At 73.0% G+C, this 17743-nt stretch carries 16 protein-coding genes, 1 tRNA gene and 2 pseudogenes; 6 read left to right on the top strand and 13 right to left on the bottom strand.

All coding sequences use genetic code 11. From position 1 onward, the window contains the following. Positions 1-13: 13 nt before the first annotated feature. From ADL34_RS23440 to ADL34_RS23425, 4 genes are all read right to left on the bottom strand, one after another. Positions 14-463: a copper chaperone PCu(A)C gene (locus tag ADL34_RS23440; protein ID WP_062665820.1), complete on the bottom strand. Its 450-nt coding sequence runs from the start codon at positions 461-463 to the stop codon at positions 14-16. After that, complete coding sequence (locus ADL34_RS23435) at positions 460-1116, bottom strand: SCO family protein (RefSeq protein ID WP_062665818.1); 657 nt, start codon at positions 1114-1116, stop codon at positions 460-462. Before ADL34_RS23435 ends, ADL34_RS23440 begins: the two co-directional genes overlap by 4 nt. 92 nt (positions 1117-1208) lie before the next feature. Further along, positions 1209-1943 carry a YcnI family protein gene (locus ADL34_RS23430; RefSeq protein WP_062665816.1) on the bottom strand — a complete coding sequence of 245 codons (735 nt, stop codon included), beginning with the start codon at positions 1941-1943 and terminating at the stop codon, positions 1209-1211. A gap of 211 nt (positions 1944-2154) precedes the next feature. Beyond that, positions 2155-3003: a hypothetical protein gene (locus ADL34_RS23425; RefSeq protein ID WP_062665814.1), complete on the bottom strand. Its 849-nt coding sequence runs from the start codon at positions 3001-3003 to the stop codon at positions 2155-2157. Between the two features lie 222 nt (positions 3004-3225). On the opposite strand from ADL34_RS23425, the gene ADL34_RS23420 reads away from it, so the two are divergent. Then, on the top strand, positions 3226-3675 hold the full coding sequence (locus ADL34_RS23420) for an ATP-binding protein (protein WP_062665812.1): 450 nt from the start codon (positions 3226-3228) through the stop codon (positions 3673-3675). A gap of 9 nt (positions 3676-3684) precedes the next feature. On the opposite strand, the gene ADL34_RS23415 is transcribed toward ADL34_RS23420, so the two are convergent. The 4 genes from ADL34_RS23415 to ADL34_RS23400 all read right to left on the bottom strand — a co-directional run bounded on the left by ADL34_RS23415 (position 3685) and on the right by ADL34_RS23400 (position 9564). Then, a complete protein-coding gene (locus tag ADL34_RS23415; RefSeq protein ID WP_062665811.1) occupies positions 3685-4920 on the bottom strand; it encodes an MFS transporter in 1236 nt (411 codons plus the stop codon). A gap of 71 nt (positions 4921-4991) precedes the next feature. After that, positions 4992-6338, bottom strand: a complete 1347-nt coding sequence (locus ADL34_RS23410) for a PLP-dependent aminotransferase family protein (protein WP_107115583.1) — start codon at positions 6336-6338, stop codon at positions 4992-4994. A gap of 95 nt (positions 6339-6433) precedes the next feature. Beyond that, complete coding sequence (locus ADL34_RS23405) at positions 6434-7915, bottom strand: aminopeptidase P family protein (RefSeq protein WP_062665880.1); 1482 nt, start codon at positions 7913-7915, stop codon at positions 6434-6436. A 146-nt stretch (positions 7916-8061) separates the two neighbouring features. After that, positions 8062-9564: a PP2C family protein-serine/threonine phosphatase gene (locus tag ADL34_RS23400; protein WP_199835619.1), complete on the bottom strand. Its 1503-nt coding sequence runs from the start codon at positions 9562-9564 to the stop codon at positions 8062-8064. A 502-nt stretch (positions 9565-10066) separates the two neighbouring features. Between ADL34_RS23400 and ADL34_RS23395 the strand changes: the two genes are divergently transcribed. Both ADL34_RS23395 and ADL34_RS23390 read left to right on the top strand, forming a co-directional pair. After that, positions 10067-10726, top strand: a complete 660-nt coding sequence (locus ADL34_RS23395) for a bifunctional DNA primase/polymerase (protein WP_062665808.1) — start codon at positions 10067-10069, stop codon at positions 10724-10726. Positions 10727-10781: 55 nt separating this feature from the next. Then, positions 10782-11432, top strand: a complete 651-nt coding sequence (locus tag ADL34_RS23390; RefSeq protein WP_234375087.1) for a hypothetical protein — start codon at positions 10782-10784, stop codon at positions 11430-11432. A gap of 241 nt (positions 11433-11673) precedes the next feature. Here the strand turns inward: ADL34_RS23390 and ADL34_RS23385 are convergent, their stop codons facing one another. From ADL34_RS23385 to ADL34_RS23375, 3 genes are all read right to left on the bottom strand, one after another. Further along, on the bottom strand, positions 11674-12639 hold the full coding sequence (locus tag ADL34_RS23385; protein WP_062665807.1) for a DUF5926 family protein: 966 nt from the start codon (positions 12637-12639) through the stop codon (positions 11674-11676). A 184-nt stretch (positions 12640-12823) separates the two neighbouring features. Beyond that, complete coding sequence (locus ADL34_RS23380) at positions 12824-13462, bottom strand: ATP-binding protein (RefSeq protein WP_062665806.1); 639 nt, start codon at positions 13460-13462, stop codon at positions 12824-12826. A gap of 154 nt (positions 13463-13616) precedes the next feature. Next, entirely contained in the window at positions 13617-14444 is an 828-nt protein-coding gene (locus ADL34_RS23375) for a glycerophosphodiester phosphodiesterase (RefSeq protein WP_062665805.1), read from the bottom strand. A gap of 269 nt (positions 14445-14713) precedes the next feature. Between ADL34_RS23375 and ADL34_RS23370 the strand changes: the two genes are divergently transcribed. Beyond that, positions 14714-16189 (top strand): S1C family serine protease, encoded by a 1476-nt coding sequence (locus ADL34_RS23370; RefSeq protein ID WP_062665803.1) that lies wholly within the window; start codon positions 14714-14716, stop codon positions 16187-16189. Between the two features lie 62 nt (positions 16190-16251). After that, a tRNA-Ser gene (locus ADL34_RS23365) sits at positions 16252-16338 on the top strand. A 142-nt stretch (positions 16339-16480) separates the two neighbouring features. Here ADL34_RS23365 and ADL34_RS23360 read toward each other — a convergent pair. Next, positions 16481-16936 (bottom strand): annotated as a pseudogene (locus tag ADL34_RS23360) (site-specific integrase); the annotation flags it as partial. On the opposite strand from ADL34_RS23360, the pseudogene ADL34_RS23355 reads away from it, so the two are divergent. Then, positions 16935-17309: pseudogene (locus ADL34_RS23355) on the top strand (YdcF family protein); the annotation flags it as partial. The pseudogenes ADL34_RS23360 and ADL34_RS23355 sit on opposite strands and share 2 nt — an antisense overlap. Positions 17310-17395: 86 nt before the next feature. Here ADL34_RS23355 and ADL34_RS37250 read toward each other — a convergent pair. Beyond that, positions 17396-17737, bottom strand: coding sequence for a tetratricopeptide repeat protein (locus tag ADL34_RS37250; protein ID WP_402546794.1), 342 nt, complete (start codon positions 17735-17737; stop codon positions 17396-17398). Positions 17738-17743 lie beyond the last annotated feature (6 nt).

Below are 17743 nucleotides of genomic sequence, written 5' to 3'. Positions count from 1 at the left end.
GGCGGTCTCTCCCTCAGTGTCCGGTCTTCGGGTTGTACGTCGCGGACTTCACCGGAATCTCGACCGTGACGGTGCCCGACTCCGCGAAGTGGAGTTCCACGGTCACCTTCTCGCCCTGCTGCGGCTGCCGCTTCAGCTTTTCGAACATCAGATGGTTGCCGCCGCTGCGGAACACGAGGGTCCCGTGTGCGGGGACCGCGAGGTCCTTCGCCTCCCGCATCGCCGAGTCGACCGTCTCGTGGGCGGTCACCTCGCCGATGTCGCTGGTCACGGAGGTCAACTCGTCCTCCGTACCGCCCGTGTTGGTCACCGTCAGAAAGCCGGCCGCCATGGAGTCGGACACCGGCTGCGGTATGTAGGCGCCGCTGACGGACAGGTCGGCCGCCGAGTCGTCCCCGGAGCCGCAGCCCGCGAGGAGCAGGGCGCCGGCCAGGAGCGCGACGGGTGCCACGCGACGGCTCACGGCCGGGCCCCCTTGATCAGTGCGGGGAGGTCCTTGGTGTAGTCGTCGACGGTGGCGTCCTCGGTGTAGAGGACGTATCCGGCGTCGGTCTTCGGGGAGAACGCGACGACCTGGGTGCCGTGGGTGGAGACGACCTTGCCGTTCTTGTCCTTGTGCGGCGCCTCGATGGTGATGCCGAGGGTGCGGGCGCCGGCCTGGACGGTGTCGAAGTCACCGGTCAGGCCCACGACCTGGGGGTCGATGCCCTTGAGCCACTTGCCGAGCGCGGCGGCGGTGTCCCGCTCGGGGTCTGTGGTGACGAAGACGATCCGCAGCTCGTCCTGCTGGGCCTTGGGCAGCTGCTTCTTCGCCACGGCGATGTTGCTCATCGTGGTGGGACAGACGTCGGGGCAGTTGGTGTAGCCGAAGTAGATCAGCGTCGGCCTGCCCGCCGTCTCCTTGCGCAGGTCGTACTTCTCGCCGTGGGTGTCGGTGAGGACCAGGTCCGGCTTCTCGAACGGCTTGTCGAGGACGATGGCGGCCTTGTCGGAGCCGGTCTCCTCGGAGACCACGGTCACCGGCGAGGCGTCGTCCCCGTCGCCGCCGCCGCACGCGGTCAGGGTCAGGGTGGCGGCGGCGAGCAGGGCCGCCGCCGCGAAGGTCTTCTTACGCATGTGCAGTCTCCCGGGGGACGGCCCCGGCCCCCGTCCGGCGCGTGCCGGGGACGGGGGACCGGGGACGACCCGAGGTATGGGTTCGGGACGGATCAGGCGGTGGTGCGCCGACGGCCGGCGAGCACGCCGTAGGCCACGCCCAGCGCGCCGACGACGATGCCGACCACGCCCAGGACGCGGGCGGTGGTGTCGCTGCTGTCGGCGGGTTCGGCGGCGGACGTCTTCGCGGAGGCGGCCTCGGCGTCGCCGGAGCCCTTGCCGGCGGAGGCCGAGCCGTGGTGGCCGCCCTCCTCGGCGGCGGACAGCTGGAGCACGGGCGCCGGGTTCTCGGGCTCCTCCTGGCCCTCCTGCGGCACCTCGATCCAGCGGACGACCTCCTTGTTGGAGTACGTCTGCACCGCCTTGAAGACGAGCTGGTCGGTGTCCTCGGGGAGGGTGCCGACGGACAGGGGGAACTTCTGGAAGAAGCCGGGCTCGACGCCCTTGCCGTCCGCGGTCCAGGTGACCTTGCTGACCGCCTCGGTGATCTTCTTGCCGTGCAGCTCCAGCGGCTTGTCCAGGGTGGACTTGGTGACCTCGGCCTTCCAGCCGGGGACCGGCTGCGGCATCACGGACGCCAGCGGGTGGTCGGTCGGGAAGGTGACCTCGAGCTTGGTGGTCGAGGCGTTGTCGCGCTCGTTGGGCACCTTGAAGTCGACGACGGCGTAACCGCCCTTGGCGGCCTCGCCCTCCGGCTGCACGCTGACGTGGGCGAACGCGGGCGCGGACAGGGCGAGCACGGCGGTGCCGGCGAGGGTGGCGGCGGCGGCGAGACGAGAGGCCTTCATTCGGAGCACTCCACTGTGGGTGAGATACGGGATTTCCGGTGGTGAAGAGGAGTACGCGTGCGCGGAGGTGCCTGATCACGGGGGATCGGCGGGAACCGGTCACCGGGACCGGCGTGCCGGACCGCCCCTCGGTCGGGAGACGGGCGCACGCGCGCGTGCCGCACGACGGCGGCCTCTTCGCACCCGTGGGTGGAGTGGTGGTCGCGTCGTGTCAGGCGGCGAGGCAGAGCGCGGCGGCGGCCGGCGGGCCGCGCCTGATCACGGTGTGCTGGAGCGCGACGGTGCGCGGGGCGGGCAGGGTGTGTCCTTCGGTGCGCGGAGGACGCGGGCCCGCCTCGGGCGCGCCGGGCAGCCCGGCCCGCAGAGCGCGCACCAGCGCGAGCGCCCCGCGCAGGGAACGTACGAGTGCGCCCTCGGCGACCGTGTGCGCCGACAGCGCGGACATCTCGGCGATCCGCAGCACCGCCAGGTCCCCGCGCCGCAGCAGCCACCCGGCGACGAGCGCCGCGAGCAGGTGGCCGAGCAGCATCGGCAGGGACGGAAGCAGCGAGACGGACGTCGTGTCCACGGCCGTGGCCACGGCGTCCGCGTGGACGTGCGCGGCGTGCGCCCCCGTCCCCGGGCCGATCCGGGCGTCGGTGAGGATCCGCTCGGCCTGGACGGGACTGATCGCGGCGGCGGCGGTGCCGCAGACGAGCCGCGCCGCCTGCTGGACGAGCGCCGCGTCGGACACCGGACCGGAGGAGCCGGAGGCCGCGGAGGACGCCCCGGCCGTCACCGCCCCGTGCTGTCCGAGCCCGAACAGCGTGTGCAGGACGGTCTGTCCGACGGCGAGCAGCGCGGCCGTGCCCGGCAGCGTGCGCACCCGGCCGGTGAGCGGCACGGTGACGAGGAGGACCCCCAGGAACCCGGCGCCCAGCGTCCACAGCGGGACCGTCGCGCACGAGCCGAGCGTGTGCCCGATCCCGGCCAGCACGACGCAGACCGCGGCGAAGACCGCGGCCCGCGGTACCCGGAGGTCGCTTCCGGCGCGCGCTGTGCGCGGGTGGGGGGCAGACATGGCGGCCTCATCATCGCACTGGCCCCATGGCCGCCATACGGCAGGTCCGCAAGATGAGGTACGGGCGGAAGAGCACGTTCTGGTGTGGCCCGCCACCACATACACCGATTCACGCATAGGCGCATCGACCATATGGGCGGCGTCACGTCACGGATGTGCTTACGGCCGGTCACTCGCGGCAATACGTATCGGTATGTCGAGCCGCGGCCAGGAGGCTGGAGCATGAGCATCTGGTGGTCACTCCATCTGCGGCGCGATGCCGCGAGCGTGCCGCTCGCCCGGCGCCTGCTCATGGGCACCATGGAGACCGCCGGGGTGGACCCCGACGTCTCCTACGACCTCTCCGTCGCCCTCAGCGAGGCCTGCGCGAACGCCGTCGAGCACGGCGGCGCCGCGACCCCCGACGGCTCGCCCCAGGCGTACCGCGTCACGGCCTACCTCGACGGCGAGCGGTGCCACATCGAGGTCGCCGACTCCGGCCCCGGCTTCACCCCGCCGCGCCGCGCCGCCCGCGCGGCCGCCTCCGACGCCGAGCACGGCCGGGGACTGTGCCTCATCGAAGAGCTCGCCGACCACGTCCAGTTCGGCAGCCCGGCGGGCCGCAGCGGGGCCGTGATCAGCTTCGAGAAGATCCTCAAGTGGAAGAAGGACCCGGCGCTGGTCGCGGTCTGAGCCACCCCGTCACACGCCCTCGGCCGTCGCGAGGCCGGGCGGGCGGCGGAGCCGGCGGTCGTGCCGGTGGCGCCGCGTCGCCGGCCCCATCGCGTACGACGCGGCCAGCATCACCGCGCCCAGCGCCAGCCAGCCCGGCGTCCCCCCGTCCACGAGCAGCCATGTCAGCAGGAGCGGGCCCAGGGTCCGGGCGACGGTGACGCCGGTGCCGAACAGGCCCTGGTACTCCCCGGTGCGACCCTGCGGGGCCAGGTCGAACGACAGCTGCCAGGACCCCGCCGACTGCCCCATCTCGGCGACCACCTGGAGCACCGCCCCCAGCACCAGAACGCCGACGCCGATCCACAGCGGGGCCCCCGCGCTCAGGGCGAACGCCCCGCACGCGGCGAGCATCACCCAGGCGGCCCGGCGGATCGCCCGCGTCGCCGTCGCCGGCCCCGTGACCCCGCGCGCCACCCGCACCTGGAACGCCATCACGGCCCCGGTGTTGAGCACGAACAGCGCGGAGACCATCCAGGCCGGCGCGTCGGTCCGCCGCGTGATCCACAGTGGCAGCACGAGACTGAGCAGCGGAAGCCGCAGCAGCAGCACGGTGTTGAGCAGCGCCAGCACGGCGTACGGCCGGTCCCGCAGCACCCCGAGCCGTGCGGTGCGCCGCCCGGACCCGGCCCGAACGGCGGGCAGGCGCAGCAGCAGCCCGGCGCAGAGCAGGAAGCTCAGCCCGTCCAGCGTGAACACCGCCAGGTACGCCGTCCGCGTCCCGGCGTGCAGCGCGAGCCCGCCGAGCCCTGCCCCCACCGCCAGCCCGGCGTTGAGCGTCGACTGCAGATGCGCCAGCAGCCCCGTCCGCTCCCCGGCGGACACCAGCCCCGCGAGCAGCGCCTGGCGGGCCGCCGCGAGGCCGGACTGCGCCGCGGCGTACGCGCAGGCGACCAGGACGAACGGCGGGAACCCGCGCACCACCGTGAAGGACGCCACCGCCAGCCCCGTCGCCAGGGCCAGCAGCACCGCCGTCCCGCGCGGCCCGCGCCGGTCGGCGAGCCGCCCGAGCGGCACCCCGGCCAGCGAGCCGACCGCCCAGCCGACGGTCAGCCCGAGGCCGACGCGGGCGGGGCCGAGACCCACGATCTGGGTGAAGTACAGCGCGGACGTCGTGTAGTAGGCGCCGTCGCCGACCGAGTTGCTCAACTGGGCCAGGGCGAGAAGGCGCCGGGGACCGGCGGGCGGGAGAAGACGGGTGGTCATAGGACGACCGTAGGGAGCCGGTGGGCCGGTAACGAGGCCCAATTCATGGGCTTCTCAGGGGTCCAATCCGCTCAGAGAGCCGATCCGGTTTCGTCCAGAGCCCGCGCCAGCGCCTCCAGCGCTCCCCCGTAGGCCCCCTCCCGGGGCGTTCCGTACCCCACGACCAGCCCTTGCGGCCTGCCCGCGCCGGGCGTGTGCCAGTGGTCGCCCAGCCGGCCCACCGCGAGCCCGTGCGCCCGCGCCCGCGCCAACACGCGCTCCTCGTCGTCGACCTGCACCAGCGCGTGCAGCCCGGCCGCGATCCCCCGCACCCGTGCGCGTGCCCCCAGCCGGTCCAGGAGCCGGTCCCGGCGTCGCCGGTAGCGCAGCCGGCAGGCCCGCACATGCCGGTCGTAGGCGTGACTGTCGATCAGCTCCGCGAGGGCCAGTTGCCCGAGGGACTCGGTGTGATGGTCGCTGTGCAGCTTGGTGTCGGCCACGGCGTCCACCAGGTGGGGCGGCAGCACCATCCAGCCGAGCCGCAGCGCGGGCCCGAGTGTCTTCGAGGCGGTCCCCAGATACGCCACCTGACCCGGCGCCATGCCCTGGAGGGCGCCGACCGGCTGCCGGTCGTAGCGGAACTCCCCGTCGTAGTCGTCCTCCACGATCAGGGCGCCCCGCGCGCGGGCCCACTCGGTGAGCGCCCGCCGCCGCTCCGGGTGGAGCGTCACCCCGGTCGGGTACTGGTGCGCGGGTGTCACGACGACGGCCCGGCAGTCCCCGGGAGTGCCGGCCCCGCGCCCGTCGACCTCCAGCGGCACCACGGAACCCCCGTGCCGCCGTACGACCTCCCGGTGGAACGGCAGCCCGGGGTCCTCCATGGCGACCGGGCCGCCGCCGAGCACCCGGGTGAGCAGCGCCAGCCCCTGGACGTACCCGGAGGTGATCACGATGCGTTCCGGGGGAGCGACCACACCGCGGGCCCGGCCCAGATACCCCGACAGGGCGGTGCGCAGCTCGATCCGCCCCCGCGGGTCGCCGTAGTCGTAGGCGAGGGCCGGTGCGCTCGTGACCGCCGAGCGCAGCGCCCGCAGCCAGGCCGCCGCCGGGAACGCCCCGACGTCCGGGCTGCCGGGCCGCAGATCGAAGCGCGGCGCACGCGCGGGCTCCCGCTCCCGGGGCGCCCTCGTCTCGACGGGCGGCAGCGCGGCGACCCGCGTGCCCGAGCCCTGGCGGGCGGTCAGGAACCCCTCCGCGACGAGCTGGTCGTAGGCGGCCTTCACGGTGTTCCGTGAGACGCCGAGTTCCCCGGCGAGCTGCCGGGTGGCGGGCAGCCGCTCCCCGGGCGCGAGCCGCCCGTCCCGCACGGCGTCCCGCAGGGCGCGCTCCAGGCCGGCCCGGCGCCCGTCGCCGGCGGCGACCCCGAGATGCAGGTCCACGCCCAGGTCCACCCCCCACCCCCCACCGGCAGCGACGACGGCCGGGCACCCCCGTGGGGCACCCGGCCGTCCTTTCGTCCGTCCGCTGTCGGGCGTCAGCCCTTCAGCGCGGCCATCCAGCTCTCGACCTCGTCCGAGCGGCGCGGCAGCCCGGCGCTCAGGTTCCGGTTGCCGTCGGCGGTGACGAGGATGTCGTCCTCGATCCGCACGCCGATCCCGCGGTACTCCTCCGGCACGGTCAGGTCGTCGGCCTGGAAGTACAGACCCGGCTCGACGGTCAGCACCATGCCGGGCTCCAGCGTGCCGTCGACGTACGACTCCACGCGCGCGGCGGCGCAGTCGTGCACGTCCATGCCGAGCATGTGCCCGGTGCCGTGCAGCGTCCAGCGGCGCTGCAGCCCGAGCTCCAGCACCCGCTCGACCGGGCCCTCGACGAGCCCCCATTCGACCAGCCGCTCGGTGAGCACCCGCTGCGCGGCGTCGTGGAAGTCGCGGTACTTCGCGCCCGGCTTCACGGCGGCGATACCGGCCTCCTGGGCGTCGTACACGGCGTCGTAGATCTTCTTCTGGATCTCGGTGTACGTGCCGTCGATCGGCAGCGTCCGCGTGACGTCGGCGGTGTAGTACGTGTGCGTCTCGACCCCCGCGTCCAGCAGCAGCAGGTCGCCGGAGCGCACGGGGCCGTCGTTGCGCACCCAGTGCAGCGTGCAGGCGTGCGGGCCGGCGGCGCAGATGGAGCCGTAGCCGACGTCGTTGCCCTCGACGCGCGCGCGGAGGAAGAACGTGCCCTCGATGTAGCGCTCGGAGGTCGCCTCGGCCTTGTCGAGGACCTTCACGACGTCCTCGAAGCCGCGCACGGTCGAGTCGACGGCCTTCTGCAGCTCGCCGATCTCGAAGTCGTCCTTGACGAGGCGCGCCTCGGACAGGAAGACCCGCAGCTCCTCGTCCCGCTCGGCGGTGACCTTGTCGGTCAGAGCGGCCTCGATGCCGGCGTCGTACCCGCGCACGATCCGGACCGGGCCGGTGGCCTCGCGCAGCGCGTCCGCCAGCTCGCGCACGTCGGAGGCGGGGATGCCGTACAGCTTCTGCGCCTCGGTGAGGGAGTGCCGCCGGCCGACCCACAGCTCGCCCTGGCCGGAGAGCCAGAACTCGCCGTTCTCGCGGTCGGAGCGCGGCAGCAGGTAGATCGTGGCCTCGTGGCCGCCGGCGACGGGCTCCAGGACGAGCACGCCGTCCTCGGTCTGGTTGCCGGTGAGGTACGCGTACTCGACGGAGGCCCGGAAGGGGTACTCGGTGTCGTTGGACCGCGTCTTCAGGTTGCCCGCCGGGATCACCAGGCGCTCGCCCGGGAAGCGCGCGGACAGCGCCGCGCGGCGGGCGGCGGTCTCGGCGGCCTGCGGGATCGGCCGCAGGTCGTGCAGCTCGGTGTCGGCCCAGCCGGACTTCATGTTCTCGGCGAGCTCGTCGGACACGCCCGGGTACAGGCCGTTCTTGCGCTGCTTGATCGGCTCTTCCGTCTCTTCCGGGTCCGCTGCGGTGGCAGCGATGGACTCGGCCGGGGTGAGCTCGTCGGCCACGGTCATCCTCCTCGATACGGCATTCGACCCCGTCCATCGTACGGTCGTGCCCGCCCGTCCCGGGGGGTGCGGGACGAGCCGTCCGCCGCTGCTATGGCGCAGGCCACGCGCCTGTTATGGGACGGTCACCGAGGGCCCGCGGGGCGTCACGCGAAGCGAGCGGCCAGCAGGACGACGTCCTCGTCGCTGTCGGTGCCGTCCAGACCCTCGGGCAGCACGGCCCGCAGCACGTGGTCGGCGACCGCCTCCGGGTCCTGCCGCAGCGCCCGGGGCACCCCGGCGGCCGCCGAGTGCAGCCGCGCGAAGGCCCGGTCGGTGGGGTCGCCGGTGCGGTGCAGCAGCCCGTCGGTGTAGAGCAGCACCGTCTCCCCGGCCTCCACGGTCAGCTCCACGCTCGGCGCCTCCCAGCAGGCCAGCATCCCGAGCGGCGCGGACACCGACGTCTCCACGAACTCCGTGCGGCGCTCCCCGAGCAGCAGCGGCGGGCAGTGGCCCGCACCGGCCAGCGTGATCTTGCGCAGGGCGGGCTCGCAGTAGGCGAACAGCGCGGTCGCGGAACGGGCCGGTTCGGTGAGCCGCAGCAGCAGCTCCAGGTCGGACAGGACCGCCACCGGGTCCTCGCCCTCCATCACGGCGTACGCCCGCAGGCTGGCCCGGAGCCGGCCCATCGCGGCGACGGCGCTCGGCCCGGACCCGGTCACCGAGCCGACCGCGAGGCCCAGCGCGGCGTCCGGCAGCGGCAGCGCGTCGTACCAGTCGCCGCCGCCGCGCGGCCCGGTGCCGTGCCGGACCGCGAGCTCCACACTGGCGGTGCGGGGCAGCCGCGCGGGCAGCAGCTCCTCGGTCATCGTCCGCATGGCCGCGCGGGTGCGCTCGACCTCGACGAGCCGGGCCAGGTGCGCGGCCGCGGACCGGGTGTACAGGCCGACGAGGTGGCGCTGGCGCTCGCCCGGTTCGGCGGGCTCGTCGTACAGCCATACGGCGGCGCCGAGGCGCCCGGCGTCCTCGGTGGACAGCGGCAGCGCGTAGCTGGCGGCGTAGCCGAGGCGCGCGGCGACCTCGCGGTGGCGCGGGTCCGGTCCGTCCTCGGCGAGCAGGTCGGGCTCGGTGATCTCGCCGTCGCCGCCGGGCAGCCCGTCGAGGATCCGCCCGTACGACATCGCGCTGCGCGGCACGGTCTCGATGTGCCCGAGGTCGGCGCGGGCGAGGCCCAGGCCGATGGTCGTGTCGGGCCCCTGTCCGTCGCCCGGTTCCAGGACGACGAGACCGCGCCGGGCGCCCACGAGGGCGGACCCGGCGCGCAGCAGTTCCTGGAGGGCTTCGTCGAGCGAGTCGGTGCGGACCAGGCGCTCGGTGAGTTCGTGCAGGGTCGTCAGGTCCGACACCCAGCCGGCGAGACGGTCCTGGAGCAGGGCGCCCGGCGCGTGCGGTGAGGCGACCGCCGGGGCTGCGGGCGTGGGCGCGACAGTGTGTGCGGGTGAGGGAACCGTTGAATCGATTCCGGCCACTTTCGGAGGGTGAGGGGCGTTCATGGCGTCCGGCTTTCCGACCGGTGCGTACTGCTCAAAAGCATCGCAAACCCCCATGTCATTCTGCGCCGCCAGCAGTGTCTCCACATGTACACGCACTCGTGAGGGGATGTCCAGCATTGTCCTGCGGGGATTCCTGGTGTCCGTGGGGTGCCGGAGCATTCCGCGTACACCTCTTGCGTCAGAGCGAAGTTGGCTTGAAACTGCCTCAGGGAACGGGGTATTGCGGTCGACTGGTTTCGCTCCCCGGAGCGTCACAGCGGTCGTTATGGGTACGTACTCGGTGAAGACCAGGGGTGGTTGACGACCACCCGGAACCTGGTGACGGAGCCGAGCGTCCTAGCCACCGACGATCGTGCCCCATCCTCCCGTGGCGGAGGCGAAGAGAAACACGCGCGACGTAAAACGCCAGACTTCGCCACCCCACGCCATGCCCATGCTTCTGGTAGACGCAGTATGGACGAGGCCGCCACGGACGCAGTCCACGTTCGGCCCAGAGGGGTGCCCCTTGCCCGGAGCAGGGGTGTGATGCGCCAACAGGTACGCACAGTGAAGTGATCGACACATGGTGTGATGTGGTCCTCGGTGTTGCCAGCGGTGCAACGGAAAGGAACGAGCGCTCATGCGCGAGATCCTCGGAAGGCGACGCAGGCTCCTGCGTGGTGACGGGAAGTCTGAGCTGATCAGCGCGGCCCTGACCTTCGCGACGCAATGGCGGTGGCCCGTGCTGCCGGGTGTGACGGCGCCCCCGCAGGGGCGCGCCCGCTGCGGCTGTCCCGACCCGGAGTGCACGGTGCCCGGAGCCCACCCCTTCGACCCCGGCCTCCTCGCGGCCACCACCGACGAGCGCATGGTGCGCTGGTGGTGGGCCAACCGGCCGACGGCCCCGATCATCCTGGCCACGGGCGGCACGGCGCCGTGCGCGGTCAGCCTGCCCGCCCTGCCGGCCGCCCACGCCCTGGCCGCGCTCGACCGGATGGGCATGCGCCTCGGCCCGGTCGTCGCCTCGCCGGCCCGCTGGTCGATCCTGGTGAAGCCGTACTCGATGGAGCAGCTCGGCGAGCTGCTGTACGCCAAGGACTTCGTCCCCGGCTCGCTGCGCTTCCACGGCGAGGGCGGCTATCTCGCCCTGCCGCCCTCCGGGACGGGGCTGGGGCCGATCAGCTGGCAGCGCGCCCCGCTGCCCGGCTCCGCCTCGCCGTGGGTGCCGGACGTGGAGGCCGTGGTCGACGCCGTGGTCGAGGCCCTCACTCGTACGGGTGTGAGCGCGCCCGAGTTGTAGGGCTGTCCGGCGCGCACGGACCGCGCACGGGCCCCGGATCGTTAGATTCCGCCCTATGCCGCGTCATTCCAGGGGAAAAAGGGCACCGTCGTCGCATCGTCGCGGGCCCCACCAGCGAAGAGTCCGTCTGATCGCCCTCGCGTCCGTCGCGGCGGCCGCGATCGCCCTGCCACTGGCCTGGGCGGCCGCCGGCCAGGTCGTCGAGGCCGGCCGGTCCACGGCCGAGGAGCCCGCGAAGGACGCCCCGGCGCGCTCCCCGCGCGACGGTGCCGACCGTCCGTCCCCCCGCGTCGACGCGAAGGCGCCGTCGGCCGCGCCGTCCGGCCTGCTCGGGCTCGGCATCGCCACGGCCGTGCGCTGCGGGCCCGAACTCACCTCGCCCGAGGGCGTCGAGGCCCAGACCTGTGTCCTCACGCAGGGCGAGGAGACCTGGGCGCGCACCTACTACCGCAACGCCACCGGCGGCGCCCTGGACTCGGTGCTGAGCCTGATGGGGCCGGAGGGGCGCACGATCCGGATGCGCTGCGCGGTCGGCGCCGGGGACGACCCGGGGACCTGTGAGACGCCCCGGCAGCGCACCCGTGCGGGAGCCGACGGCTACACGGCGGTCACCGAGTTCGCCGAACGGGCCGGGCGCCAGGCGCTGTTGCTGCGTTCCGCCAGCAACTCCGCGCCCGCTTCGGCGGGGTCGACCACGGGCGGTTGACACGCGGCGGCGCTCCGTAAAGGGCCGCGCACATGGAAAGACCCGGTTGCTGGCGACGGGGGATGCACCAGCAACCGGGCTACTGGAACGGTAACAAGAAGTCGGCGGTTCGCAAATTCGATCCGGGCTTTCCAGTCACGGATTCCCTTGCTCCGCAGGGGAGTTGTGATCGGATTCACCCCGCGCGGGCGGGCGCGTCCCGCTGAACCGCCGTTCAGCCGGGGCGGGCCCGCCCCTCTCGTCAGCTGAGGGTGACCTGCCGGTTGGTCAGCCCGCCGCGCGCGCGGCGCTCGTCCGGCGTCAGCGGGGCGTCCGTGGCCAGGGCGCCGGCCAGCCGCTCGGCGAACTCGGCCGCCGGCTTCTCCACGTCCTCCGCGCCGACACCGCTCGGCAGGTCCCAGACCGGCACGGTCAGGCCGTGAGCACGGAAGGAGCCCACCAGGCGGGTGCCCTCGCCGAGGCTCGACGTGCCCGCCGCGTGCAGCCGGGCGAGCGCGTCCAGAAGCTGCTCCTCGGGGTGCGGCATGACCCAGCGCAGGTGGTTCTTCTCCGGCGTCTCGCACCAGTAGGCGGAGTCCACGCCGGTCAGCTTCACGGTCGGGATGGCTGCGGCGTTGGCGCGCTCCAGGGAGGCGGTCACCTCGGCGGTGGCGTTCTCCGCGTCGGGGACCCAGAACTCGAAGCCCGGGTGCACAACTGGCTCGAACGCGCCTTCGGGGTCGAGCAGGTCCTGCAGCCGCGGGCCGTCGGCGGGGGCGCGGCGGCCCTGCACCGGGGTGCCCGGCTGGGCCGCGAGGGCCCGCTGGAGGGTGTCGGCGAGGTCGCGGCTGATGTCGCCGGAGGCCGTGTCGTTCTGCAGGCCGAGGAGGACCGAGCCGTCGTCGCGGCGCAGCGCCGGCCAGGCCATCGGGAGCACGGTGGCCAGGGTGACGGACGGGACGCCCTCGGGGAGGCCGCCCTTCAGGGTCAGTTCGGCCGTGGCGGCGGGCACCAGCTCGCGCAGGGCGACCCAGTCGCACTCGCCCGGCAGCCCCTCGAACGGGCGCTGGACCAGCTCGGTCACCGCCTGCGCGGCGGCCCGGCCGTGACAGGCCTTGTAGCGGCGGCCGCTTCCGCAGGGGCAGGGCTCGCGCGCGCCGACGACCGGGACCTCTCCGTCGGCGATCTGCGGGCGCTTGGCCTTGGTCTGGGGTCGCTTCTTGGCCATCGTGGGTGTCTCCCGGTTACGGCTCGTCTGGTACGGGCGCGAGCCTAGCCGTTTCCGCCATGGTCGACGGGAGCCTGTGGACGGAGCACGCGGGCGTGCCGGGAGGAGCGGTGGTCGGAGGACGCGGTCGGGGACGCGGGCGTGCCGGCAGGAGCGGCGGTCGGGGACGCGGGCCGACGGCCCGTCAGTCCAGGTCGTCGAAGGCGTCCGTGAAGTCCAGGCCCGGGATGGCGCTGACCGCCGGGGCCGTGACGCGCGTAGCGAAGTCGTCGCGCCGGTGCCCGGTGTGCGCGGCTCGTACGTCGCCGTGGACGACCACCCAGACCGTGACCTCGCCGCGGACGTCGTCGCGCACGCCCCAGTCGTCGGACAGGGCGCTGATGATGTTCAGCCCGCGGCCGCCGTGCGCGGTGACCGAGGGCGTCGCCGGAGCGGGACGGGTGGGTCCGCCGCCGTCCGTCACCTCCACGGTGAGCCGGCCGCCGACGTCCACCCGCCAGGCCGCGCGGACGTCGCCGTCGCCCGCCAGGGCGTCGCCGAGCGGCCGGCCGTGTTTGCACGCGTTGCTCAAGAGCTCGGACAGAATCAGTACGGCGTCGTCGATGACCGATTCCGGGACCCCGCCGCTGCGCAACTGCGCCCGCATGCGGTGCCTCGCCTTCCCCACGCCCGCAGGACCATGGGGTACGGCCATGCTCGACGACGTGGGCACCTCCTGTGCCACCACCAACGCCACCCCCGAGACCTCCTTCGCCCCACGCCACGGAGTGGATGCCCTCTTGGCCTGAACCGGAAACCGGCCAAACAAGGTCCGGTGACGCATTGGCAACGACCGAACACGCAGCGAACGCGCCGGAGCACTCCCTGTCACCGTGATGGCTGAAATCCGATGGTGTGGCTGAGAGTGGAGGATGAGGCCGCCGGGACCACCGGGTCAAGAGGTCGTACGTGACTTGCCCGGAGCGGCCCCGCGGGGCTCAGCGTCCGAGCTGGTCCAGCACCGCGCGCGGGCGGTTGGTGATGATGCCGTCGACCCCCAGCTGGACGCAGAGGTCCACGTCCTGGGGCTCGTTCACGGTCCACACGTGCACCTGGTGGCCGGCCGCCTTCAGACGCCGTACGTACGCGGGGTGGCTGCGCGCGATCCTGATGGAGGGGCCGGCGATGTGCACGCCCGCGGGCAGCCGCCCGTCCCGCAGCCGGGGCGAGACGAACTGCATCAGATAGACGGTCGGCAGCGTCGGCGACGCCGCGCGTACGCGGTGCAGCGAACGCGCCGAGAAGCTCATGATCCGTACCGGCGACTCGGCCGGGGTGGCCGGAGCGTCCAGTCCGAACCGTTTCAGCAGGTGCAGCAGGCGCTCCTCGACCTGGCCCGCCCAGCGGGTGGGGTGCTTGGTCTCGATCGCCAGCTCCACCCGGCGTCCCGCGTCCGCGACGAGCTCCAGGAGGCGTTCCAGGGTGAGGACGGAGGTGTCCTCCGGATCCTCGGGGCGGACCTCCCAGTCCGGCTCCTCGGTGCGGTTCTTCCAGGAGTCGCGGTTCCTGCGGGAGCCGAAGTCCAGGGCGGCCAGCTCGGCGAGCTCCAGGGCGGAGACCGCGCCGCGACCGTTGGATGTGCGGTTGACGCGGCGGTCGTGGACGCAGACCAGATGGCCGTCGGCGGTGAGGCGGACATCGCACTCGAGGGCGTCGGCGCCGTCCTCGATCGCCTTCCGGTACGCGGCCAGGGTGTGTTCGGGGGCGTCCTCGGAGGCTCCGCGGTGGGCGACGACCTGGATCTGGTGCTGCCGTGCGTGGGTCACCGCGTCATGGTGCCACCGTGCGGGGGTACACGTGCCACCGCGGTGGGTGCCCGAACGCTCGGATTGCGACCGTTTAGTGAGAAATGACCTATATAAAGAGTGGCCGTGGACCCACAGGCACCGCTTATGGTGCTCTGACGGCCGTTGGGAAAAGCTGACCGCATACAAATAGGCATGCACAGCTGAGCGCACCGACCGCCGAGATCGAGCGTGAACGGGCATGCCCGTGTGCGACCGAAGACACCAGCCGTGGATCGAGGAGAGAAGCTGTGAGCACCGAGAACGAGGGCGCCGCGGTACCCCCGGCCCCGTCCGCACCGCCCGCGCCGGTGGATGCTCCCGCTGCTCCGGCCTCCCAGGAGCACCCCGCTCCCGAGAGCGCGACGGCGCCGCTCCCGCCGGTGCCGGCCGGCAACCCGTACGCCGCGGACGCCCGGGCGCACGGCGGTGGCGACGGATTCCACACCCCCACGACGCCCGCTTCCTCCGGTTCCGCCCCGGACGCCTCCTGGCCGCCCCCGCCGCCCTCCGGCACGTCCCCGTACGGCGACGGCGCCGGCGGTGGGACGGGCGCCGGCGGCGGCATGGGGGCCGGTGGCTGGGGCAGCACCTACCAGCAGCCCGCGCCCCGTTCGGGCCGGGGCGGGATGCTCGCCGCGGTCCTCATCGCCGCGCTGGTCGCGGGCGGCCTGGGCGGCGGCCTCGGCTACACCCTGGCCAAGAACGACGACAACACCTCCTCCACGACCGTCTCCGCCCCCGACAGCGGCGGCTCGGTCAAGCGCGACCCGGGCACGGTCGCGGGCGTGGCCACGAAGGCGCTGCCCAGCACCGTCACGATCCAGGCGGAGAGCAGCAGCGGCGAGGGCGGCACCGGCACCGGTTTCGTCTTCGACACCGAGGGCCACATCGTCACCAACAACCACGTCGTGGCCGACGCGGTGGACGGCGGCAAGCTCACGGCGACGTTCCCGAGCGGCAAGAAGTACAACGCCGAGGTCGTCGGGCACGCGCAGGGCTACGACGTCGCGGTGATCAAGCTCAAGAGCGCCCCGTCCGACCTCAAGCCGCTCACGCTGGGCGACTCCGACAAGGTGGCCGTCGGCGACTCGACGATCGCCATCGGCGCGCCCTTCGGCCTGTCGGACACGGTCACCACCGGCATCATCAGCGCCAAGAACCGCCCGGTGGCCTCAAGCGACGGCACCGGCAGCAACGCCTCCTACATGAGCGCGCTGCAGACCGACGCGTCGATCAACCCGGGCAACTCCGGTGGCCCGCTGCTGGACGCGCAGGGCAACGTCATCGGCATCAACTCGGCGATCCAGTCCACCGCCAACGGCATGGGCGGCACCGCCCAGTCCGGCTCCATCGGCCTCGGCTTCGCGATCCCGATCAACCAGGCCAAGTACGTCGCCCAGCAGCTGATCAAGACGGGCAAGCCCGTGTACGCCAAGATCGGCGCCTCCGTCTCCCTGGAGGACACCAGCGACGGCGCCAAGATCACCGACCAGGGCGCCGGCGGCTCTGACGCGGTCGAGACCGGCGGCCCCGCCGCCAAGGCCGGCCTCAAGCCCGGTGACGTCATCACGAAGCTCGACGACACGGTGATCGACTCCGGCCCCACCCTGATCGGGGCGATCTGGACCCACAAGCCCGGCGACAAGGTGACGATCACCTACGAACGGGACGGCCGCACCCGCACGGTCGACCTCACCCTCGGCGCCCGCACCGGCGACAGCTGACCCCCCGCCCGGGCCCCCACGGTACGCTGTACCCGCTCCGCTCTCCGGCGGGCCGGAGCACGGGTGGGTTGCCCGAGCGGCCTAAGGGAACGGTCTTGAAAACCGTCGTGGCGGCGACGTCACCGTGGGTTCAAATCCCACACCCACCGCACAGCTCAGAGAATCAGCAGGTCAGCGGGCCCGGCTCCAGGATGGAGCCGGGCCCGCTGTGTTCACCCTGTCTCACCCCGGACCGCCCGTATCCCACGTCTGATCAGGGCGTGTGGGCCATGCGTGGGCCAGGATCCTGGCTCACCGGCCGCCGCTCAGCCCCTTGTCGATCAGGTCGTTGGCGAGTGCCTGCTGGCCCCGGAGGATCTTGGCGTAGAAGCGGAACAGCACGGTGAGGCTGTGGCCGGCCCGCCGCGCGACCTCGACCGGATCCACGCCCGAATTGATCCACAGGGAGACCCCGGCGTGCCGCAGTGAGTACGGCACGTCCGCGAGCGGCGTTGCGGCCTCGGCCTTGCTGAGTGCCTTGACGCGGGCCCGGTCCCAGACCTCGCAGTACTCCGTGGACCGCACCCGGCCGCCACGCGCCGCGCGGAACAGCCGCCCGTCCTCGGCGGTGCCGTACGTCTTGAGGTGCTCGCGCAGCATCCCGACGAGCACGGGCGGGATGGGTACGGGCCTGGTCGCCCGGCGGGCCCGGCGCTTGAGACCACGCTGCTCGTACGACGCTCCGTCGTCGGTCCAGCCGGAGCCGACTGGCGAGAACGTCCAATTCTCCCGGGTCTTGCTCGCAGAGCAGGGCGTCGACGTCTCCTCCGTGCTGCTGGTGAGCAAGCCCTACGAGGAACGCCGCGCCTACGCCACCGCCCGCAAGTTCTGGCCCGAAGTGGAGATCATCAGCGCGTCGACGCCTATGAGCTTCGGGGAGTACGTGGAATCGATCGGGGACGCGAGGCTGGTCGTCGACATGTTGGTGGGAGCACAGCAACGGCTGTTGGTGTACCCGCAGGAGGGATTCATGATCAGCATGGATGTCCCCGCGGACGTGACCGCGGCGTACGAACGCCTCTGTGCGGCGGGCTTCACGAGCCGGCTCATTCGCGAGGCCGTCGACCGGTCGACCGGATAGCAGATTCCCTACCCCATCAAGGCGCTCCCGCCGCGCAGGGCACAGCGTCGCGCGGCTCAGGTCCAGCAGCCGGTCAGAGCTGAAGGCTATCGGCGCTTCCCTCGGGTTCGTTGTTGTTTCGGCTTGCCGGAGGCGCGGAGTTTAGCGGCCTCGAACGGTCTGCCTGTAGCAATCAGCGCGTGGGCGAGGTCGTGGGTGACAGCCTCGGTGAGGGGGTGATTGTCGCCGAGGGTGCGGCGGCTACGTACGCGAGCGTCTTTGAGTAGTCGCGCTGACTTCGCATGTTCCCCGAGGCACCCCAAGATGACGGCCAGATTTCGCGCGGAGTGAAGGGCGTCGGGGTGGTCTTCGCCCAGGACGCGGCGGCGGCGCTCCAAGACGTCCTCGCTCATTCGGCGGGCCTCGATGTGCTCTCCAAGGTCGCTCACAATGTT

Source organism: Streptomyces sp. NRRL WC-3605, from assembly GCF_001509795.1.
GTDB classification, from domain to species: Bacteria; Actinomycetota; Actinomycetes; order Streptomycetales; family Streptomycetaceae; genus Streptomyces; species Streptomyces viridochromogenes.
Note: the sequence above shows the minus strand (reverse complement) of the source record. Positions and strands in the feature narration are given on the sequence as shown.